The 19,801-nt window shown below is 55.6% G+C and carries 20 protein-coding genes; 12 read left to right on the top strand and 8 right to left on the bottom strand.

Annotated elements, in window-relative coordinates:
• Positions 1-15 precede the first annotated feature (15 nt).
• The 3 genes from RTE01_RS07365 to RTE01_RS07355 are packed head-to-tail and all read left to right on the top strand — an operon-like array spanning position 16 to position 1,728.
• Complete coding sequence (locus tag RTE01_RS07365; protein WP_141334886.1) at positions 16-693, top strand: CsgG/HfaB family protein; 678 nt, start codon at positions 16-18, stop codon at positions 691-693.
• 12 nt (positions 694-705) lie between these two features.
• Positions 706-1,050 carry a DUF4810 domain-containing protein gene (locus RTE01_RS07360; RefSeq protein WP_134525355.1) on the top strand — a complete coding sequence of 115 codons (345 nt, stop codon included), beginning with the start codon at positions 706-708 and terminating at the stop codon, positions 1,048-1,050.
• Between the two features lie 12 nt (positions 1,051-1,062).
• On the top strand, positions 1,063-1,728 hold the full coding sequence (locus tag RTE01_RS07355; RefSeq protein ID WP_041144405.1) for a DUF799 domain-containing protein: 666 nt from the start codon (positions 1,063-1,065) through the stop codon (positions 1,726-1,728).
• A gap of 365 nt (positions 1,729-2,093) precedes the next feature.
• On the opposite strand, the gene RTE01_RS07350 is transcribed toward RTE01_RS07355, so the two are convergent.
• On the bottom strand, positions 2,094-3,014 hold the full coding sequence (locus tag RTE01_RS07350; protein WP_134525356.1) for a LysR family transcriptional regulator: 921 nt from the start codon (positions 3,012-3,014) through the stop codon (positions 2,094-2,096).
• A gap of 116 nt (positions 3,015-3,130) precedes the next feature.
• Here RTE01_RS07350 and RTE01_RS07345 point away from each other — a divergent pair, with 116 nt between their 5' ends.
• Complete coding sequence (locus RTE01_RS07345) at positions 3,131-4,324, top strand: serine hydrolase domain-containing protein (RefSeq protein ID WP_134525357.1); 1,194 nt, start codon at positions 3,131-3,133, stop codon at positions 4,322-4,324.
• Positions 4,321-5,493: an MFS transporter gene (locus tag RTE01_RS07340; RefSeq protein ID WP_041144408.1), complete on the top strand. Its 1,173-nt coding sequence runs from the start codon at positions 4,321-4,323 to the stop codon at positions 5,491-5,493. The genes RTE01_RS07345 and RTE01_RS07340 overlap by 4 nt, the downstream gene beginning before the upstream one ends.
• 23 nt (positions 5,494-5,516) lie before the next feature.
• Here RTE01_RS07340 and RTE01_RS07335 read toward each other — a convergent pair whose 3' ends face one another.
• The 3 genes from RTE01_RS07335 to RTE01_RS07325 all read right to left on the bottom strand — a co-directional run bounded on the left by RTE01_RS07335 (position 5,517) and on the right by RTE01_RS07325 (position 7,594).
• Positions 5,517-6,125, bottom strand: coding sequence for a nucleotidyltransferase domain-containing protein (locus RTE01_RS07335; RefSeq protein ID WP_134525358.1), 609 nt, complete (start codon positions 6,123-6,125; stop codon positions 5,517-5,519).
• Between the two features lies 1 nt (position 6,126).
• Positions 6,127-6,951, bottom strand: coding sequence for a hypothetical protein (locus RTE01_RS07330; RefSeq protein WP_134525359.1), 825 nt, complete (start codon positions 6,949-6,951; stop codon positions 6,127-6,129).
• Positions 6,952-7,243: 292 nt separating this feature from the next.
• Complete coding sequence (locus RTE01_RS07325) at positions 7,244-7,594, bottom strand: DUF1304 domain-containing protein (protein WP_115194009.1); 351 nt, start codon at positions 7,592-7,594, stop codon at positions 7,244-7,246.
• Positions 7,595-7,974: 380 nt separating this feature from the next.
• On the opposite strand from RTE01_RS07325, the gene RTE01_RS07320 reads away from it, so the two are divergent.
• From RTE01_RS07320 to RTE01_RS07310, 3 genes are read left to right on the top strand one after another with little or no spacing between them, the layout of a single operon-like run.
• Positions 7,975-8,478, top strand: coding sequence for a hypothetical protein (locus RTE01_RS07320; protein ID WP_041144411.1), 504 nt, complete (start codon positions 7,975-7,977; stop codon positions 8,476-8,478).
• 9 nt (positions 8,479-8,487) lie between these two features.
• Positions 8,488-8,934: a DUF421 domain-containing protein gene (locus RTE01_RS07315; RefSeq protein ID WP_041144412.1), complete on the top strand. Its 447-nt coding sequence runs from the start codon at positions 8,488-8,490 to the stop codon at positions 8,932-8,934.
• Positions 8,935-8,947: 13 nt separating this feature from the next.
• Complete coding sequence (locus tag RTE01_RS07310) at positions 8,948-9,454, top strand: 2-oxo-tetronate isomerase (RefSeq protein ID WP_255313510.1); 507 nt, start codon at positions 8,948-8,950, stop codon at positions 9,452-9,454.
• A 148-nt stretch (positions 9,455-9,602) separates the two neighbouring features.
• Here the strand turns inward: RTE01_RS07310 and RTE01_RS07305 are convergent, their stop codons facing one another.
• The 4 genes from RTE01_RS07305 to RTE01_RS07290 form a co-directional block, all read right to left on the bottom strand.
• A complete protein-coding gene (locus RTE01_RS07305; protein ID WP_134525361.1) occupies positions 9,603-10,229 on the bottom strand; it encodes an IbrB-like domain-containing protein in 627 nt (208 codons plus the stop codon).
• The gene (locus RTE01_RS07300; RefSeq protein WP_218645778.1) at positions 10,229-11,443 is read right to left on the bottom strand and encodes a phosphoadenosine phosphosulfate reductase; all 1,215 of its coding nucleotides are present in this window, start codon (positions 11,441-11,443) and stop codon (positions 10,229-10,231) included. Before RTE01_RS07300 ends, RTE01_RS07305 begins: the two co-directional genes overlap by 1 nt.
• A gap of 142 nt (positions 11,444-11,585) precedes the next feature.
• Entirely contained in the window at positions 11,586-12,155 is a 570-nt protein-coding gene (locus RTE01_RS07295; RefSeq protein ID WP_134525362.1) for a hypothetical protein, read from the bottom strand.
• A gap of 641 nt (positions 12,156-12,796) precedes the next feature.
• On the bottom strand, positions 12,797-13,663 hold the full coding sequence (locus RTE01_RS07290) for a GNAT family N-acetyltransferase (RefSeq protein ID WP_134525363.1): 867 nt from the start codon (positions 13,661-13,663) through the stop codon (positions 12,797-12,799).
• A gap of 841 nt (positions 13,664-14,504) precedes the next feature.
• On the opposite strand from RTE01_RS07290, the gene RTE01_RS07285 reads away from it, so the two are divergent.
• From RTE01_RS07285 to cadB, 4 genes are all read left to right on the top strand, one after another.
• Positions 14,505-15,425, top strand: coding sequence for a Kdo(2)-lipid IV(A) acyltransferase (locus RTE01_RS07285; RefSeq protein ID WP_134525364.1), 921 nt, complete (start codon positions 14,505-14,507; stop codon positions 15,423-15,425).
• A 73-nt stretch (positions 15,426-15,498) separates the two neighbouring features.
• A complete protein-coding gene (locus tag RTE01_RS07280) occupies positions 15,499-16,125 on the top strand; it encodes a CatB-related O-acetyltransferase (RefSeq protein ID WP_134525365.1) in 627 nt (208 codons plus the stop codon).
• A gap of 446 nt (positions 16,126-16,571) precedes the next feature.
• Complete coding sequence (gene cadC, locus RTE01_RS07275) at positions 16,572-18,095, top strand: lysine decarboxylation/transport transcriptional activator CadC (protein ID WP_041144420.1); 1,524 nt, start codon at positions 16,572-16,574, stop codon at positions 18,093-18,095.
• A 365-nt stretch (positions 18,096-18,460) separates the two neighbouring features.
• Complete coding sequence (gene cadB / locus RTE01_RS07270; RefSeq protein WP_041144421.1) at positions 18,461-19,798, top strand: cadaverine/lysine antiporter; 1,338 nt, start codon at positions 18,461-18,463, stop codon at positions 19,796-19,798.
• Positions 19,799-19,801 lie beyond the last annotated feature (3 nt).

Below are 19,801 nucleotides of genomic sequence, written 5' to 3'. Positions count from 1 at the left end.
AAAGGAATAATATACATGATTAAAAAGATGATAGTCGGTTCTCTCAGCTTAAGCGCGTTACTTCTGGTGGGCTGTGCTACGGAATCTTCCCGCTCTGTTGAAGTCGCTAAAGTTGAAACAGCGCAAACAGTCTGGCAGGGGCAGCGTAGCCTTATAGCAGTTGGGAAATTTGATAACCGCTCAAGCTATATGAATGGCATATTTTCAGATGGCGTGGATCGACTGGGTAATCAGTCGAAAACAATTTTGGTTACTCATCTACAACAAACAGGTCGCTTTAATGTCCTGGATCGTTCCAATATGGATGAGATCAAAACTGAAGCGAACATCAGTGGCAAAGGCCAGGCGCTGAAAGGTGCGACCTATGTTATTACGGGAGACGTAACCGAGTTTGGTCGTAAAGAAACTGGCGACAGAGCTCTGTTTGGTATTTTAGGTCGAGGTAAATCGCAGGTTGCATATGCCAAGGTTGCCCTTAACGTCGTCAATGTCAAAACGTCCGAAGTGGTGTTCACCACTCAAGGCGCCGGGGAATACGAGCTGTCCAATCGTGAAATTCTTGGTTTTGGTGGTACCGCCAGTTACGACTCCACGTTAAACGGCAAAGTATTGGATCTGGCAATCCGGGAGTCTGTAAATCATCTGGTTGCTGCTATTGGAAATGGCACCTGGAATCCAGGAAGCACTAATTAAAAGGAATTAAAAATGAAAAAATTTAATAAAGTAATGCTTTGCGCCCTGGTGTTAATACTGGCTGGCTGTGCTGCAAAAGCTCCACAAAAAATTTATAACTGGGATGGCCATCAGGATTCTGTTTATCATTTCTACACCAATGAAAACAGTCCGCAGGAGCAAATCGCTACGCTACAGAAACTGGTTGAACAGTCGAAGGCAAATAATAAACCGGTTCCCCCAGGCGTACATGCTCAACTGGGAATGCTTTACGGTAAAACCGGTAATACGGACCTGGCAATGGCGGAATTTAATGCGGAAAAAAATCAATATCCGGAATCGACTTCTTATATTAATTTCCTGACAGCCAAAAAATAAAAGGACAATAACATGAAAGGATTATTCGCATTCTTTACTCTTGCTCTGGCACTGTTAGCAACGGGTTGTAGCACCGGGAATAAAAAATCGACTGACTATTCTGCATTCAGGGAGAGCAAGCCGCGCAGTATTCTGGTATTGCCACCTAAAAATCAGTCACCGGATGTCAATGCCAGCAATAGCTTGCTTAGCGTTGTTACTATGCCACTGGCTGAGTCCGGGTACTATGTCTTCCCTGTTGCGGTTGTGAGCGAAACATTTAAACAAAACGGCGTGACTAACCCGGATGATATCAGCTCTGTCCCGCTTAAAAAGTTGCACGATACCTTTGGTGCCGATGCGGTGATGTATATCTCAATTACCGATTACGGTACCTCTTATCAGGTTGTGAATAGCGATACGCGAGTGACTGCAACTGCACGTCTGGTGGATTCACGCACTGGTAAAGAGTTATGGACTGGCGGGGCAACGGCATCGAGCAATGAAGGTCAGAAAAATAGTGGTGGGGGATTGATTGGCATTTTGCTGACGGCAGCCATCACACAAATCGCACATACATCGACTGATAAAGCTCATGATATTGCAGAGGTTACTGGCGCACGTATGTTCAGCGCAGGCTCAAACGGTGGTCTGCTGTATGGTCCTCGTTCGCCAAATTACAATAAAACACAGTTGTAAAATCAACTGCGTATGACGGTCAGGGTCACCAAAGGTTTGGTGACCTTTTTGAAAATACATTAACAGCGGTCTGTTGCATTTTTAGTGCTTTCTGTAAGGGCGGTAACACGGTGATGCAGGGGGCAACGACCTGAACCTGAACGCGGCGGGCGCCGGGCAGACCAGCCGCACGGGCGGCAGCGAAGCCATCAGAGCAGTGCCGACAGAACCACGATTTCAGCGGACGACAACCTGACGCTGGCCGCCGGGCGGGACGTTACCAGCCAGGCAGCAGGCACGGCCATTAACCGACAGGATTGCCGGTCATTTAAATGATTCTCGAGCCGCGGCTATTCATCCCTGAGGCTCGGATCAAACGCTTAATCTCAGCTTCTGCTGCTGATTATCTTTCCACCGTTGGCGGTCGGAAACACCCGAGCGCAGAGGAAATCGACCAGCGCCCGAACCTTCGGCGAGGGGTGCCTGCTGGCGGGCCAGAGCACGTGGAAGACGCCGGCGCGTTCCACCCGATCGGCCAGAACGGCGAGCAGCCGGCCATCCGCCAGCGGTTCCGCAATCGCGAATTCCGGCAGATAGGCGATCCCCAGACCTTGCAGAGCAAAGCACACTCGCGTCTCAATGTTGTTGCAGATCATTGAGGTAGGGAGCTGCAGCTCGGGGTCTCCGGGCGCCAGCCGTAGCGCCCACGGCTCCAGTTTGCCGCTGTTGGGAAAGCGGTAGTGCAGGCAGGTATGCTCCAGCAGATCGGCCGGCGCCGTAGGGAGACCACGCTGCGCCAGGTAATCGGGCGAGGCGACCAGCATCGAGCGGAAGGTGCCCAGCCTGCGCGCCGACAGGCGCGAGTCCGTCGGGTGTCCCGTTCTGACTACCACGTCGAAGCCTTCTTCAATCACGTCGACCAGCCGGTCCGTGAAGTCCAGATCCAGCTCGATAGCCGGATATTCGCGCATGAACTCGCCGAGCACCGGCAGCACCAGCGAGCTGACCAGGGGCAGGCTGACCCGCAACCGGCCGCGCGGCGCTGCCGTTGCCTGCGACAGCTCCAGCTCCGCCGCCTCGATCTCGGCAAGAATGCGCCGGCTGCGCTCCAGGAACAGCGTGCCCTCGGCCGTCAGCGTCACGCTGCGGGTGCTGCGGTGAAACAGGCGCACGCCGAGCTTCTCTTCCAGCCTCGCCACGCTCTTGCCGATGGCCGATGCCGAAACGCCAAGCAGCCGGCTGGCCGCGACGAAGCTGCGCGTTTCGGCGACCCGTACGAACACCACGAAACCGTTAAGGTTGTCCACTTCACTCCTCCATTGCGGACATATAGTTCCGCTAAGACAGGAACTGTACCCTACTTTTTCTTTAATAGCCGCGTTTCTATCATGGCGGGAACGTTCACTGATGAAAGGAATTTCCCATGTCGGTTCCCGCATTTTCGCTACACACAGGCGTTGCGCCTGCGCAACTCTCCGCCCGAGTTCAGGCCGCCGTTCAACGGGCGCTGGACGAACGGCGTCTGGTCGGCGCCGTGGTCCTGGTGGCCCGCGACGGCGCGCTTATTCACCGCCAGGCCGCCGGCTGGGCCGATCGTGAAAGCGGTCGGACGATGGCCGCGGATGCGGTCTTCCGTCTGGCATCGGTAAGCAAGCCTATCGTCTCAACGGCGGCGCTGGTGCTGGTGGCGCAGGGAAGGCTCAGCCTGGACGACAGCCTCGAGCGCTGGTTGCCTGAGTTCAGGCCGCTGCTGCCCGACGGCCAGCCTGCGCGGATCGCCGTACGGCAACTCCTCAGCCATACGGCCGGGCTGGGCTACCGATTCTTCGAGGCCGATGCCAACGGCCCCTATGCGCGGGCCGGCGTATCGGACGGCATGGATGCGTCCGGTATCAGCCTGGCGGAGAACCTGCGCCGCATCGCCAGCGTGCCGCTGCTGTACGAGCCTGGCACGGGCTGGGGCTACTCGCTGGCGACCGACGTGCTGGGCGCCTTGATCGAGCGGGTGCAGGGCGAACCGCTTGACGCAGCCGTGCGCCAGCTGGTGACCGGCCCGTTGGGCATGGCCGATACCGGCTTTATCGCGCGGGATGCGCAGCGCGTGGCGACCGTCTACGTGAACGATACGCCTCAGCCGCATCCGCTGGCGGAAGGTGAAATCGTTTCGCCCTTCGAGGGGGCGGTTGGCATTCCCTACAGCCCTGCGCGCATCTTCGACCCGCAGGCGTTTCCCTCGGGCGGTGCGGGCATGGCGGGAACCGCCGAAGACTTCCTGCGCCTGCTGGAGGCCCTGCGTCAGGGCGGCGGCGCGATCCTGCCGGATGAGTTGATTGCGGAAATGGCGCGGGATCGGGCGGAGAATCTGGAGCTGCCCAATGCGCCGGGCTGCGGCTTCGGGCTCGGTTTTTCGGTTCTGCGCGATCGGACGCTGGCCGCTTCGCCTGAATCAGAAGGCACCTGGCGCTGGGGAGGCGCCTACGGCCACTCGTGGTTCGTGGATCGGGCGCGCGGGCTGAGCGTCGTCGCTTTCACGAACACCTTATACGAAGGGATGTCGGGCCGTTTCGTCGGCGATCTGCGCGATGCGGTCTACGGCGCCCTGGAGGCTGAACGATGAATTCGGCAACCGCGCATCGCATGCCCGTCGCGTCGCTGCTGGCGCTCGCGATGGCGGCTTTCATCACCATTCTGACCGAAGCGCTGCCGGCCGGCCTGCTGCCCCAGATGGCGCAAGGCCTGGCCGTCTCCGAGGCGTGGGTCGGCCAGACGGTTACTGTCTATGCCATCGGTTCTCTGGTGGCCGCCATTCCGCTGACCGCCGCCACTCAAGGAGTCCGTCGCCGGCCGCTGCTGCTGGCCGCCATTGGCGGATTCGCCATCGCCAACACGGTCACGACGCTCTCCGCCAGCTATGCGCTGACGCTAGCGGCGCGCTTCGTGGCGGGCGTTTCGGCGGGCCTGCTGTGGGCTCTGCTGGCTGGCTACGCGGCGCGGATGGTGCCGGAGCATCAGAAGGGCCGCGCCATCGCTATCGCCATGGTGGGCACGCCGCTGGCGCTTTCTCTGGGCGTGCCTGCCGGTACGTTGCTCGGCAATCTGCTGGGATGGCGGATGTGTTTTGGCATCATCAGCCTGCTGGCGCTACTGCTGATGGGCTGGGTGAGGCTGAAAGTGCCGGACTTCGCCGGGCAGCCGACGGACAAGCGGTTGTCGCTGCGGCAGGTGTTCATCCTGCCGGGGATCCGCCCGGTGCTGTTCGTGGTGCTGGCCTTCGTGCTGGCGCATAACATCCTCTACACCTATATCGCTCCGTATCTGCTGACGGCGGGAATGGTGGACCGCACGGATGTGGTGCTGCTGGTTTTTGGCGGGACGTCGGTAGCGGGTATCTGGATCGTCGGCGTGCTGATCGACCGCTACCTGCGCAGGCTGACCCTGGCAAGCACAATCCTGTTCGGCGCGGCGGCGTTGACGCTGGGTATGGCCGGTGGCGATCCTGTCGCGGTCTACGCGGCGGTAGGGGCGTGGGGGCTGGCTTTCGGCGGGGCGGCGACCTTGTTTCAGACCGCGCTGGCGAGGAGCGCCGGCGATGCGGCCGATATCGCGCAGTCGATGCTGGTGACCGCCTGGAATGCGGCTATTGCCAGCGGAGGTATCGTTGGCGGCGTGCTGCTGGACCGTTTTGGCGTCGGGGCATTCTCTCCTGCGCTGCTGGTGTTGCTGCTGGCCACGCTGCTGGTGGCGTGGTCGGCCAGAGATCGCGGCTTTCCCGCGTCGGTGGGATGACCGGCCGGGCGTTATCCCGGCCGTTACAGCATGCCTGCCCACGGATGGTGCGGGTGCAGGCGCTCGAGACACTCCCGCAGCCATAAACGCTCGGCCGGGAGTAATCCCGGCATGGCCCTGGCGAAATCCTCCTCGTCCTTCGGCCGACGGTGCTTTGCCTTGAACAGCAGCACGGCTGAGGGGCTTAGGTAAGGAATGCCGCTCGCGGTCCGCGCGACCATTTCGCTGCGCGGTCGCGTGAGCTGCGGATCCCGCTTATAGGCCCAGCGCTCATCCGTTCCCGGCTCAATCATCATATCCGCCCGCCAGCGGCCAGCGGGGCGATCGAAGCACCAGATCTGGGAAATCGCGGCCTCCGGTTGCCGGTCGGCCGCCAGCCGCTCGAGCACGCCGTCGCTGACGGTGTAAAACGCCATATCGCGCAGCGCACTACGAAAAAGGGGCAGATCCTCGCGCAGGATCGTGAACTCGATATCCTCATGCTCGCGCGTCTTCTTCCCGTGCCACAGATCGAGCGCCCAGCCGCCCACGACGCACCACGGCCTCGATACGCGGCTCAGCCGACGGGAGAGCTCGGCAGGGCTCCAGGAGTCCCAGCTATTCTCGTCTGGCACAATCGGTCGCTCGTTCATCTTATCGACCCTCATATTCGACCATCGGCGGACGGTTTTGCCGGGCCACCGCCCCGGCAGCTCCGCCAGAAATGCGGTACGTCAGGCCAGTGGATGAGAAGGCTGAGGGTAATTCCCGCTGCCCGGCCTCCGGCGAGGGGGCCGCCGCGTCCTGCTGATCAATTTTTTGCCTGAGCCAGGGGGCAAACTTTTTATAAAACTGCCGGGCTCTCCGCGAGCGCTCAAATTCATTCATGATGAAAAAAACAAAGGCGAAATTAAGCAGGTAAAAGGCCATCGCCATGACGATGAAGAAGGTTTTTTCCGGGCCGGTGCTGTTTTTCGCTATACCGGCAAAGAGCATGAATGCGGCAAATAAAATTAAAAAAGAGATGCCGGAAAATAGGGCGCGCTGTTTTCGTTCTCTTCTGTACCTGACGTTGTAAAGGCTCACCGAGCCGCTTTCAACACCCTGAGCAAGCGGCGCTTTGATAAATGACCGGAAGTCGCGGTCATCATAAGAGAGGCTATTCTCACGCAAAAAGGTCAGCAGCCGCTCATTGATTGAGAGGGGATAGAACATGCCGATAGTTTCATATAGCGCTTTGATGGTGTTTTTACCGGCATCGGTTAGCCTCTCATTCATCATGCCCGATATAGCGGCAAGGACCTTTGACCTCTTTTCCGTCACCGCTATTTTCTCTGCCGGCTGAATATCAAAGAATTTTCGCAGCCCAAGGAGGGCATACTTCATGATGCCTGGGACCAGCACCCCTAAAAAAAGCTTTAATGATTCCGAGCTAATAAAGGCGGAGATGTTATTTGCTGCTGAAGCGACGTCACTCACGGGCGAACTCCCTTTATTTCTTCCATAGCAACGGAATGACTCCCGCTATCCACAACCTTAGCCGGTTTATTTTCCAGGCAGACTAAACGATACAGGCTCATAACCCTGGGTTCAATGCCGCTGCCTTATTGACCGATTAATGCAAAGCGCGTGATTTTGACCCAGGATATTGGCGGGGATCTGCAGGGCTTGAGGCTCATCTCCTGTGCGCACCTGCAGCGGCGGCCGCTGATAGCCTCGTTACGCAACGGCCGGGGCAGGTTAACGGTGTCTTATTTACCGTAGCCCGCCGTCAGCCGATAAACAGGGCCGCCAGCGCCGCGATGGCGGGCAAAGCCTGAACGTAGAGTATTTTCCTGCTTGCCGTGATCGAGCCGTATACTCCGGCGAGTACAACGCAGGACAGGAAAAAGACTTTAAGCTGAAACCCGCTCTCTCCCGCCCAAAGTCCCCACAGCAAGCCCGCGGCTAAAAAGCCGTTGTACAACCCCTGGTTCGCGGCCATTACCCGGGTGTCGCGAGCGAAATCAGCGCTCAGATTAAATGCCTGACGGCCCGTTTTGGTATCCCATAGAAACATCTCGAGGATCAGTATGTAGAGGTGGATGGCGGCCACCAGGGCGATAAGAAGATTGGCTAACACGGCAGGCCTCGCTGAAAATGTGGGAGCAGGGTGATTATAGTTAAAACTCATTTGCGCCGCCGCTCGCTGTTTATCAGGGCGGCGGCGGGATGCGTTTTATACCTTAAATATGATGTATTAAATAGCGCGGCTATTTTAAACGCTCTGAACGAAGCGGCGCCCTGGCACACCCCAGCGCGAATGCAGCCAGTGCGTCGCGATTAAAAACGGACACAATAGCGCTACCGCCAATAACCTCGCGCTGCCTTCCTGCGGCGATCGGCTTGACATATTAAGCGTGCTTGCTATTGCTTAATCAGGCAAAGAATATGCGCCTTAAAGCAATATCTAATTGTAAAATATACGGTTTATAGCTTGCAGGCGAAGCGGTGGGGTGATGAATGGCAGATAATAAGGTGAAGTTGCCGGGGATAAAAGAGAGTCAGCGCCTGCTGAATTTTGAGGCCGCTTCGAGGAACGTGGGCCTGGTTATTCTGCTGGCTATTATCTGCATCGCGCTGGCCGGAGGATTTTCTGTCGGCTATTTCAGCGAGGCTGAAAAAACCAATCCGCCGGGGACGCTAAAGATCGACTACGAGTATTTTGGCCGGCTGCAAAAAGAGTTTCGCCTCAAAATCACGGCGCACCCGCAGCGGGGCGATAAATATGTCTTCAGCCTCGGCGGCGATTTCAATGAAAACTATGAGCCTGGCAGCATCTGGCCGCAGCCGGACGGGATGTACAGCCAGGGAAAGACGCTGTATCTGATCTACAACAACGTGAAAAATAAAGGCGACTTCGCCATCTGGCTATACGTCACGCCGGCGAAGCCGGGGAGGTCGGAGAATTCTATCCAGGTGAACGCCGAGCCTGAAATCCGCTTTTGGCAGTTTATTTATCCTTAGGGGGTTGCTATGGAGATGGTCTTCCGGGCGTTAGCCATTTATTTAATCCTGCTGGTGGTATTTAAAATTGCCGGCCGCCGCGCGCTGCTGCAAATGACCAGCTTCGACCTGATCCTGCTGCTGATTATCAGCGAGGCGACGCAGCAGGCCCTGCTCGGCAACGATTTTTCGGTTACCGGGGCGATGCTGACGATTATTACGCTGGTGGTGGTCGATATCCTGTTTGGGCTAATGAAAAAGTATATTTCCGGCGCGGAGTCCGCGCTCGATGGCTCCCCCGTGGTGCTGGTGGCCGACGGGGTACCGTTAACCGATAACCTGAAAAAGGTCGATGTCTCCTGCGACGACATCCTGGTCGCCGCGCGTCAAAATCAGGGCATTACGGAGTTTCGCAAAATAAAATATGCCATTCTGGAGCGCAACGGCCATATATCGGTTATCCCGGCAGAAGAGTAAGGAGCGCATCATCATGACGGATTCGGGCAAAACAACCCCACAGCTGACGGAGCGGGTGGCCGGGGCGCTGACCCGGCGAGGATTGATCCTGACCACCGCCGAGTCCTGTACCGGCGGTAACCTCGCGGTAGCGCTCTGCGCGCAGGAAAATACGGCCGCATTTTATGATATTGGCACGATTGTCTTCAGCGACTCGGCGAAGCGCAGGCTACTCGGCGTGCGTGCCAGCACGCTGGAGCACTTCACCGCCGTCAGCGGGCAAGCGGTAAGCGAGATGTCAGTCGGCGCGCTGGAGCGTGCCGGGGCTGATATCAGTATTGCGATCAGCGGCTATGCCGGGCCTGACGGCGGCGAGGACGGTACCCCGGCGGGAACGGTTTGGTTTGCATGGAATTTTCGCGGGCAGATATACACCGAACGGCTGCTGTTTTCTGGCCCCTGTCAGGAAGTGGTGGAAAAAGCGGTGCGCTATTCTCTGGCCGCGCTGCTGGAGAAGCTGGAGGAATGGGCGCCCGCGTGACGGCGTGCTCGTTGTGGCGGCCTGGCGGCAGCCGCGTTAGCTGCGCGGGGCCGCCGGCTGCGGTAAGGCGTGGGTGACCGGGCAGGGGCGCGTGGGCCGGATGTCGCCGCGGGCGCTAGCCTTGCGCTCAGGCGATCCCGGCCGTGGGCTATTCAACCGTCCAGGCCTGGCTGAAGCTATCGTTGATAAAAATCTCTGCCAGCCCGCTAATCTGCTTCAGGCGTAAAACCTCATCGCTGTCCATTCCCAGCTCCTGGCCGATGCGCCGATCGTCCCAGCCCAGGCGGTAAAGATCGCGAACGATATCCGACATGGCGGCGATCTGGTGCTTGCCTCGGGCGCGGTTGTGGCGAATGGTCGCGGCGATGCGCTCCTTCTTCCCCTGACGCGATACGTTGATCAGCGTAACCGGCAGATAGCCATGCAGGCGCTGGTGAATCTGCGGGTTGGCCGCGCTTATCAGATGCCGATGAAAGCCATCGACAACCAGATACTGCTCCTGCTGGCGAGCGACCACCACCGGCTGGGTGAAGCCATCCATTTCAATCGAGCGTTCCAGCAGCTTTTTCTCCGTTGCGCTCATGCTATTGGGGTTATAGTCGTTCGCCGTGACCGATTCGGCGTCAACCCATAATACGCAATCCACGGGCTCGTCGCGGAAGGGGCTGTGCCGGTGGATAAGCGTCTTGAGCTGGTTTATGGCATCAATCTTACTTTTCATATCTGAGAAAGATTCAAGGTATTCGGCCACGACCTTGCTGATATCCTTCGACATTACAGAGTCCCCCATGTCTTTCGTTTATTACTGATATTGTTGCAGTATCTTTTGTAATGCTCGGACTGGGTCGGACTGAATGACAGCGTCCGGCACCAGTAATCATTCTTGAGGATCGTTTTGCAGATCCGGCGCCAGGAGGGAATATCGCGAAAGCCAAGGTCCTTCTCCTGGGCATCAGGAATATCCTGCGGAAAGCCGCGCGTCTGATACCAGTGCAGGTAGATGGCTATCTTGTTGCGGTAATGCTCGGCGGTTGTCTCCGGCATGCTGTCGAGCAGGAACAGCGCGTAGCTGCGCCAGGTATGCTGCTCCGGCTTGCGCATCTGCGTTCTGAGGGCGAAATAATCACCGCTTTCGTTAGCGTACTTCGCGGCGCCGTGCGCGCCGGACACCCGGCGACACATCTTCTCCCAGGTGTCCGGTTCGAGCGTGTGGTAAAGCCATAACCCGCGGCGCTGCTCCGGGCCAAAGGGTTCGCACACGCGCATGTTTTTCAGCGTGACGCCGGCACGGTACATCAGGTCATACAGCGGGTTATAGGGGAGCTTTGATTTGGCGTTGAAGATCCAGATATCCTGAGTACGCCAGTCGTACAGAGGATAGCAGGTATAGCTTTTGCCTCCCGGCAGCGCCGTCGTCCAGGGTTTGTCATCAGCAAAACGCGATTTTGTCTGCGATGTCAGCGCCATATAGCGGTGTAGCGACTCGTCGGTGCGAATGCCGATCAGCGAGGCCAGGCTGCGTCCGGCGGCCAGCCACTGAATGAACGCCGGCACAAAGGATTCAAAGGTCATCGGATAGTGATAGAAGGGGAGGTCGGCGCCGTGGGTGACTGCCCCCGCTGGCGGCTGGCGCACCCATTCGACGCCGGGCTCCCAGCAGATCCACTCCGGCTGGTGCTGTGATACGCCGCTGACCGTGGTCAGCGGCAGGGCAATCCAGTAAAAGTGGCTGATGACGTCCTGATAGAGAGCCCGCATTTTTTCGACATGCTCAATGGTTAATAAATACTGCGCCTCCCAGTCAATAAACAGGACCACGAACTTTTTGCGCTTCTTACGCGCAACGGTTGCCGCCAGGTGAAACAGGATGGTTGAGTCCTTGCCCCCAGAGAAAGATAAACAAACCTGCTCAAATGATTCAAATACCCAGTCGAGGCGAAGCAGCGCCGCATCAAGCACATCCAGGTCGAGATTTATTTTCTTCACCAGCCCTCCAGGTTATTAAATGTAGGTTTAATTGTTCAGGCCCCGCGCGAACTAAGGGAATAGCCAACCTATATAGTTGAGCATGGCGAGCTTATTATTTATGCCAAGCTTGTCTTTTATTCTCAGATAGTAATGGGATACCTGCTTATTGCTCATGGAGAGCAGCCGTTCGACGCCGCCGCGGGACGGTGAAGTATATGCGGCGCGAAGGAACGTCATACTCTCTTTTTGTTAAGAGGCCGCCGCTGCGCAGTTCGCTATAATATCTCAGCAGCTTACCGATGCTGGTGGCGTTGTTGCCCTTGAGCTTTCTGCGCCATTCGCGTAATCCGGCCTGTTTAGAGATAAAGAAATCGGTCATGCCGTCTTTTATTTTGCGGTCACTGATAATTAATATTGACGCGTTACCGCGAATAATCAGCACCTGAATAACCGTGAGAAGCGCACAGATATTAGGGAAGTAGCTTTCTTCAAGAACAAAGAGATCCCCGGCACCGCTGGGCCGTATCGAGGCTTTTAGCGTCTCAAGGCCGTCGCTGAGGTACTGGTTCGCCATATAGGAATATGCAGAGATCGCCGCTGCCGGCGGGATATCCGTAAGGCTGCCGCCGCTATAGTTTTTCAACAATAGCTCAAGATCTAAGTAAGCGTAGTGTTCCGTATCGGGTTTAATTATCTTACTCTGTTGACCGGGTGCGCTTATTTGTTCATGCATAGAGAATGCCCGCAATTTTAATTGTTCACAGGGAGCGTCTGAACTCATGGGGGAAAATCATAAGGCGGGTTATATTGTTTTGGGTAGTTAATTTATCTTAAGTAATCTTTAGTAAGGAAAGTTGTTATTTTAATTACTGAAGCTCAGATCTTTTTATTTCTTATTTTTCTTTAGATGCTGATTTACATCATTGACATTTTTAATTGTTTTTAATGCGGGTTACGATCGCGCGCTATCTTAGGGGCTGGCGCGCTCTGTTTAGGCGTGAGGGGCAGAGGAATAGACCCTTTACTTTCGCCGTTGCCGCCAGGGCAGATTAAGATTAAGGGATCCTCTATTAGGCTGAGGATGAAGTCAATCCTATTTATGCCTTATTGCGCGCTTATTTAAAGCGCTCTGCCGCGGTAAATTAAAATAAAGCAAGGTGATTAATGATGGTGATAAATCATAAGCGGCAGCGGAGGCGCTCATCCGCCGTTTTATCCCTGCGTGGTCCCTGCTTTGTCCCTTCATTGCTCCCGCCTCGTCCCGGTTTTGACTCAGCCTTTTCTCCGTTCTTTCTCAGCGCTGTCTCAGTTTTGCCCCTCATGATTTCTCATGAGGGGATTTTGCGCTGAGAAAAGGCTGCAGGCCGCCGCGGCTCAGGCATGGGATAGCGTCGGGAACATCAGCCTGTTGCCTTTAAAAATGTTCTCTTTGGCCGTAGAGATAAATAAGAAGTCGTCGCCCTCTATTTTTTCATACTCGCCGATGCGACCTTCGAGCGGAGTGAAACCTAAAATCGCCAGCTGGGTGCGTTGGTCGGCGAGCTCATTGACGATAGCCGACATCGAACCGCTGGCGTCGCAGAAAATATCAAAGCAGATCAGCGCACGATCGTTTTGCATCGCGATGGCTACGGCACTATTTTTTTCCGAATAGTAGACGAAGTGCTTCATAAACGCCGAGCAGTAGAACATCAGCAGGCCGAAGTTATTGTGCGCCGAGAGCTGAGAGAAGGGATTGGATTTCTGATAATAGTGCCTGAGGATTGCCACATCGCTCTCTTTATCCATATCAAGACGACGGAAGTCGCCCTGGGCTGGGGTCACCGGCAGGGTATACTGATACTCATCGTACTGCTCGAAGCCAAATCTCGGATAGAAATCGACGGTGGTAGAGTTAGCAAACAGAAAAATCGCGTCGGCCTTATCCTTCCAGTCATCGAGAATATGATTAATCAACTGTGTCGCAAGGCCTTTATCGCGATGGTCGGTATCGGTCATCACGGTGCCTATCTGAATATAGTGCACGAGCTTCCCTTGCCACTTGAGGTCGATGACGTTGGCGGAGGCGTTAGCAATTACCTTATTATTATCAACGAAAGCGTAGGGAATGTATGACTCGGTCCAGTAGCCTTTTTTGTACCAGTCCTTGAATGAGAGGTCAAAGGTCTTAATAGCCAGGTCAATGAAGCTGTTCCTCAGGGCATCATTATCCTTAACCTGTTTGACTAATTTGTATTTCATTGGCCGGTCTTCCTTTTTATTTATTCTGCTACACGACAGTGCTGATGCTAATTTAATATTGAAAATCAATGACTCATCTATACCGGTAAGTATGAACGGTTCAGGATATTTGTACACCCCGCAGCCGACGGTCATTTCTCAGGACGTTGGCTCGGTCACAGTAAATACGAGGGAAGCGGGTGCCTGGCCGACCCTGGGGAGGCCGCTGCGTGTGGGGAAGGCGGATAGGGCGGCGGCCAGTCGGCCTGATACGGCATTTTTGACCCTATTTAGCGGTCGCGGTCCCAGTCGCAGATAATAAGCTTATCAAGGTCATGGCACCGAGGAAGCCGGTTTGCTTCAGCAGAGCGGATCAAAGCCTCCGGCGCCGTTCCCGGCGCGCTCCCCATGCACGAGGTCAGAAGCAGCACCGCGCGGAGTATAAGCATTTTAACCATGGTAGAGCCTGTCAGCAGAGTAAAATAGCCTGCCTGGTACCACTTCTGTTCGCTGAAATTGCAAGCGTGCTGTTTAATTTTGGATAATAAATCGCTGGTTAAACTAAAACGACAACGAGATGTATTACTTTATGATGCTATTACCGGTAGATATCCTCGTAAGCCCATCGCGCTATTGCTATAAACCTCGCGGTTATTTAGTTAATAATAAATTTGTTACCGGGATTAAGTCATTTTATGGCGGTGAAAGACCTATAATCCCCGGCAGAAAATAGCGCGCGGCCTGGGCGGAAATAAACTTCCGCACGATGAATTCACGACCTGTTTATTGCTAAACAGTATGCCCGTCCTCTGGCCTTATACATCGAAGCGTCTATATATTTGACTGAATTAACAGGAATAATATGACCCAGCTACCGAAGTTTTCCGCATCCCTGCTGCATCCTCGTTACGGCTTGATATGGCTGGGGGCTGGCCTGCTGTGGCTGGTTGTGCAGCTGCCGTATCCGCTTATTTACCGCCTGGGGACCTCGATTGGCCGCCTGGCGATGCGCTTTATGACGCGTCGTGCACGCATTGCCCGGCGTAACGTCGAACTCTGCTTCCCGGAAATGAGCGCCGCGCAGCGCCACAAGATGGTGGTGCAGAATTTTGAATCGCTGGGCATGGGGGTAATGGAAACCGGCATGGCGTGGTTCTGGCCGGAGCGGCGGATTGCCCGCTGGACCGAGACCAGCGGGCTTGAGGCGGTCATCGATTTACAGGCGCAAAAGCAGGGAGTGCTGCTGATCGGCGTCCATTTTCTGACCCTTGAGCTCGGGGCGCGGATGTTCGGCATGCATACGCCGGGGATCGGCGTGTACCGCCCCAATGACAACCCGGTGCTTGACTGGCTGCAAACCTGCGGGCGGCTGCGTTCCAATAAGACGATGCTCGATCGCAAAAACCTGAAGGGAATGGTGCGGGTGCTGAAGGAGGGCGAAATTCTGTGGTACGCGCCCGATCATGACTACGGGCCAGGCAGCAGCGTGTTTGCGCCATTTTTTGGCGTGGAGCAGGCGGCCACGACGACCGGCACCTGGGTGCTGGCCAAAATGTCGAAGGCGACGATCGTCCCCTTCGTCCCACGGCGTAAGCCAAACGGCGGCGGATATGAGCTCATCTCTATGATCCCAGAGTCGAGGCCGCCGCTGGAGAATCCGCAAACCACGGCGACGTGGATGAACAAGATCGTTGAGAAGTGCATCCTGATGGCGCCGGAGCAATATATGTGGCTCCATCGCCGCTTTAAAACCTGCCCTGACGGCGTCGCTTCGCGCTATTGAGCGCCGGTTGAGCGTTTCCGGCTTATGATATGTCCTGACTAACAGGACATATTAACGCGGAAGGAATGCCCCCATGACCGACAAACACTGGTCGAGAACCGAACGTCTGCACCAGACGGTGACCAATCCGAACATCATTATTAAAGGCACCCACAGCTACTACAGCGACTGCTGGGACAACGGCTTTGAGCGCTCCGTGGTGCGCTATCTGCACGGGGATGCGGTTAGCCAGCAGTGGCAGCCCTTAGGACAGCTGGATAAGCTCATCATCGGCAATTTCGTCTGCATCGGCGCGGAAACGGCGATCCTGATGGGCGGCAACAGCACCCATCGGATCGACTGGATCAGCCTCTATCCGTTTATGGAGTCCATTGCCGCATCGTATCAGCACCGCGGCGATACGGTGCTCAACGATGGCTGCTGGCTTGGCATGCGGGCGATGATTATGCCCGGCGTGACGATAGGCGAAGGGGCGGTGGTTGCCGCAGGCGCGGTGGTGACTAAAGACGTGCCGCCGTATGCGGTGGTGGGCGGTAACCCGGCCAAATTTATCAAATACCGCTTTGCCGAGTCGGATATTCAGCGCCTGCTTGCGCTGAACCTCTACGCTTTGCCGGAGGACGAGCTGCTGGCGCTGCAGCCGCTGCTGTCCGGGGAGGATATTACGGCGCTGGAGCAGGCGGTGCGGCGCCGTCGCTAACGCGTGAAAGTCCCGCAGCAAAAGGGCGGCGGGCGAGTGCCGCTTGACTTCGCCGCGACGGCGGGGTCGTCAGGATAGCCTGCCTGACCCCGCCGAAGAGCGCTCGGGGGCATAACAATACGATTTTTCAGCGTCAGCGCCGGTAAAGAGTAGGAATTAAATAGCATGATGCGTCTCCGTGGAGCCCGTTCGCTATCGGCGCGTAAACCGTCGCGCCCGAGGGAATGAACGCTGAATAAACGATGGACGCAGAGTGGTTCCCGGATATTTTTAATGAAATGGCAAAAGTGTTAATAAACTATTGCTGGTTTTGTCTAAAAACAAAAAATGGCTAAACTTAATAAACGCAGAGCGATATAACGCGTTCAAGGTCATGACCCCTATCATAAATAGGTAGGGTAAATGTGGTATCATCGCGCCTTTCCCTTTTCGTTTGGGCCCTTTTTATGCAACAACCTGTTGTTCGCGTTGGAGAATGGCTGGTTACCCCCTCTGTTAACCAAATTAGCCGGAAGGGACGCCAGCTCACTCTTGAACCGCGCTTAATCGATCTTCTGGTTTTCTTTGCCCGCCATCCTGGCGAAGTGCTCAGCAGGGACGAGCTGATTGATAATGTCTGGACGCGCAACGTTGTGACCAGCCACGTCGTCACCCAGAGCATTTCTGAACTGCGCAAGTCGCTGAAGGACGGCGACGATAGCAGCCTCGAATATATCGCAACGGTACCGAAACGCGGCTATAAGCTGACGGTGCCGGTCATCTGGTGTACGGAGGAGGGGGAAGAGCTGACGCCGCTCCTTTCGCCGCTCGCGCCGCAGGCGGTGCCGGAAGCCGCTGCGCCATCCGCGCCCGTCGCGTCCGGCGTTCAACCCCCGGCCAGGCCGGAGAGACGCAAGGGGATCAGCACCTTTATCGTCTGGGGGCTGTTCCTGCTGGCGCTGGCAACCTGCGTGGCGCTGGTGGCGCTGTCGAGCATCGAATCGCGCCCGCCGGTCAATAAAGCCCGCCTGCTGTTAAACCCGCGCGACATTGATATCCACCTGCTTAACGGTAACTCCTGCACCAACTGGGCGTCTCAGCACTCCTATGCGGTGGGGCTTGGCAGCCTGGTGACCACCTCGCTGAATACCTTCTCCACCTTTATGGTGCATGACAAAACCAACTACAACATCAACGAGCCGAGCAGCTCGGGTAAAACGCTGACCATTGAGTTCGTCAACCAGCGCCACTACCGCGCCCAGCAGTGCTTTATGTCGGTGCAGATGGTGGATAACGCCGACGGTTCCACCATGATGGACAAGCGCTACTTCATCACCAGCGACAACCAGCTGTCGATTCAAAACGATCTGCTCAATAGCCTGTCGGAAGCGCTCAAGCAGCCGTGGCCGGAACGCATGCAGACCATGCTTAAGCAGTACCAGCCTTCGCAAAGCGTTGCGCTGACCCACTTCTACCAGTCGCATCAGCTATTAATGAATGGCGATGTCGAATCCTTAGGAAAAGCCAGCGCGCTGCTTGATGACGTTATTAAACAGGCTCCTGACTTTACCTATGCGTATGCGGAAAAGGCGCTGGTGGACGTATTACGTCATTCGCAACAGCCGCTGGATGAACAGCAGCTCGCGGCGCTGTATGCGGAAATAAACCGGGTTGGCGATATGCCGGGTATTAAAGATCTGGCGGTGTTTTATCAAATTAAAGCCGTGGATATGCTGGGGCAGGGGAAAGTAGACGAAGCGTACCATGCGATTAATACCGGGATTGACATGGAAATGTCGTGGATGAATTACGTACTGCTGGGTAAAGTCTACGAGATGAAGGGCGAGAACCGGGAAGCAGCCGATGCTTACCTGACCGCTTTTAATTTACGCCCTGGCGAAAACACCTTTTACTGGATTGAAAACGCGGTATTCCAGACCTCGGTTACCCGGGTGGTGCCGTATCTCGATAACTTCCTCTCTTCAGAATAAGTAAACCCTCACCATGCGAATGGTTTTTGGCATGGTGAGGTTAAACTTATGTTTCTCATGAGGCCGGCGATTGTTATATTTGTGGGGTGATTTAACCGCCGCCAGCAACACATTTCCAACATAAAAATCTTCTCGTAACTGACTGTAATTTAATGATGTTTATCTTTTTATGATATCAACATGTCATCCTTATATGTTAATCAAAAAAGGTCAAAATATCATTTGTCTGATGTTTGCTGTTATTTCACTTTATCTTTAGGACTTATCTTCTTTGAATCAGTAATCTGGTTGGCAGTTGGTCGGGTCAATAAAAGGTTCACTATCATGATCTGTACCTCCCAAATAAACTTAGGAGAAAAGCAAACATGAGTTCTGCCAAGAAGATCGGGCTATTTGCCTGTACCGGCGTAGTTGCCGGTAATATGATGGGGAGCGGTATTGCATTATTACCTGCGAACCTCGCCAGTATTGGTTCAATTGCAATCTGGGGGTGGGTGATTTCTATTATTGGCGCAATGTCTCTGGCTTATGTTTATGCCCGACTGGCGACCAAGAATCCGCAGCAGGGTGGCCCAATTGCGTACGCTGGCGAAATATCTCCGGCGTTCGGTTTCCAGACTGGCGTCCTTTATTATCATGCCAACTGGATTGGTAACCTGGCTATCGGGATTACCGCCGTATCCTACCTGTCGACATTCTTCCCTATATTAAATAACCCGGTTCCAGCCGGTATTGCCTGTATTGCAATCGTCTGGATATTTACCTTCGTTAATATGCTCGGGGGGACCTGGGTAAGCCGCCTGACCACCATTGGTCTGGTGCTGGTATTAATTCCGGTGGTCATGACGGCGGTTGTCGGCTGGCACTGGTTTGACGCTGCCACCTATCAGGCAAACTGGAACACCTCCAGCACCACCGATAGCCACGCGGTCGTGAAAAGTATCCTGCTGTGCCTGTGGGCCTTCGTCGGCGTAGAATCCGCCGCCGTCAGTACCGGGATGGTGAAAAACCCGAAACGTACCGTGCCGCTGGCTACCATGCTGGGTACCGCGCTGGCAGGTATCGTCTATATCGCCGCGACTCAGGTTATTGCCGGGATGTACCCTGCTGCGCAGATGGCCGCATCGGGCGCACCGTTCGCCATTAGTGCTTCAACTATCCTCGGCGGCTGGGCGGCTCCGATGGTTTCCGCCTTCACCGCCTTTGCCTGCCTGACCTCTCTCGGTTCCTGGATGATGCTGGTTGGCCAGGCCGGCGTACGTGCCGCCAACGACGGTAACTTCCCGAAAATCTACGGCGAACTTGATAGCAACGGTAACCCGAAAAAAGGCCTGCTGCTGGCGGCGGTGAAAATGACCGTGCTGATGGTGCTGATTACCCTGATGAACTCCAGCGGCGGTAAAGCCTCTGACCTGTTCGGTGAGCTGACCGGTATCGCCGTACTGCTGACCATGCTGCCTTACTTCTACTCCTGCGTTGACCTGATTCGCTTCGAAGGCATCAACATTCGTAACCTGGTGAGCCTGATTTGTTCGGTGCTGGGCTGCGGCTTCTGCTTCATCGCCCTGATGGGGGCAAGCTCCTTCGAACTGGCCGGGACCTTTATCGTCAGCCTGATAATCCTGATGTTCTACGGCCGCAAAATGCACCAACGCCAGCACGCCAATGACTCTGCGGACAACTCTACCGCCGGCGCACATTAATCA

This window comes from Klebsiella terrigena (assembly GCF_006539725.1).
Classification (GTDB): Bacteria; Pseudomonadota; Gammaproteobacteria; order Enterobacterales; family Enterobacteriaceae; genus Klebsiella; species Klebsiella terrigena.
This window is presented reverse-complemented; position numbering and strand designations above follow the sequence as displayed.

What these genes read in the sequence shown, in the direction of transcription:
- RTE01_RS07315 (WP_041144412.1), top strand. Translation starts at nt 8,488, where the DNA reads ATGGAGATGGTCTTCCGGGCGTTAGCCATTTATTTAATCCTGCTGGTG.
- RTE01_RS07280 (WP_134525365.1), top strand. Translation starts at nt 15,499, where the DNA reads ATGACCGACAAACACTGGTCGAGAACCGAACGTCTGCACCAGACGGTG.
- RTE01_RS07320 (WP_041144411.1), top strand. Translation starts at nt 7,975, where the DNA reads ATGGCAGATAATAAGGTGAAGTTGCCGGGGATAAAAGAGAGTCAGCGC.
- RTE01_RS07310 (WP_255313510.1), top strand. Translation starts at nt 8,948, where the DNA reads ATGACGGATTCGGGCAAAACAACCCCACAGCTGACGGAGCGGGTGGCC.
- RTE01_RS07335 (WP_134525358.1), bottom strand. Translation starts at nt 6,125, where the DNA reads ATGAACGAGCGACCGATTGTGCCAGACGAGAATAGCTGGGACTCCTGG.
- RTE01_RS07305 (WP_134525361.1), bottom strand. Translation starts at nt 10,229, where the DNA reads ATGTCGAAGGATATCAGCAAGGTCGTGGCCGAATACCTTGAATCTTTC.
- RTE01_RS07355 (WP_041144405.1), top strand. Translation starts at nt 1,063, where the DNA reads ATGAAAGGATTATTCGCATTCTTTACTCTTGCTCTGGCACTGTTAGCA.
- cadB (WP_041144421.1), top strand. Translation starts at nt 18,461, where the DNA reads ATGAGTTCTGCCAAGAAGATCGGGCTATTTGCCTGTACCGGCGTAGTT.
- RTE01_RS07290 (WP_134525363.1), bottom strand. Translation starts at nt 13,663, where the DNA reads ATGAAATACAAATTAGTCAAACAGGTTAAGGATAATGATGCCCTGAGG.
- RTE01_RS07360 (WP_134525355.1), top strand. Translation starts at nt 706, where the DNA reads ATGAAAAAATTTAATAAAGTAATGCTTTGCGCCCTGGTGTTAATACTG.
- RTE01_RS07365 (WP_141334886.1), top strand. Translation starts at nt 16, where the DNA reads ATGATTAAAAAGATGATAGTCGGTTCTCTCAGCTTAAGCGCGTTACTT.
- RTE01_RS07345 (WP_134525357.1), top strand. Translation starts at nt 3,131, where the DNA reads ATGTCGGTTCCCGCATTTTCGCTACACACAGGCGTTGCGCCTGCGCAA.
- RTE01_RS07340 (WP_041144408.1), top strand. Translation starts at nt 4,321, where the DNA reads ATGAATTCGGCAACCGCGCATCGCATGCCCGTCGCGTCGCTGCTGGCG.
- cadC (WP_041144420.1), top strand. Translation starts at nt 16,572, where the DNA reads ATGCAACAACCTGTTGTTCGCGTTGGAGAATGGCTGGTTACCCCCTCT.
- RTE01_RS07295 (WP_134525362.1), bottom strand. Translation starts at nt 12,155, where the DNA reads ATGCATGAACAAATAAGCGCACCCGGTCAACAGAGTAAGATAATTAAA.
- RTE01_RS07285 (WP_134525364.1), top strand. Translation starts at nt 14,505, where the DNA reads ATGACCCAGCTACCGAAGTTTTCCGCATCCCTGCTGCATCCTCGTTAC.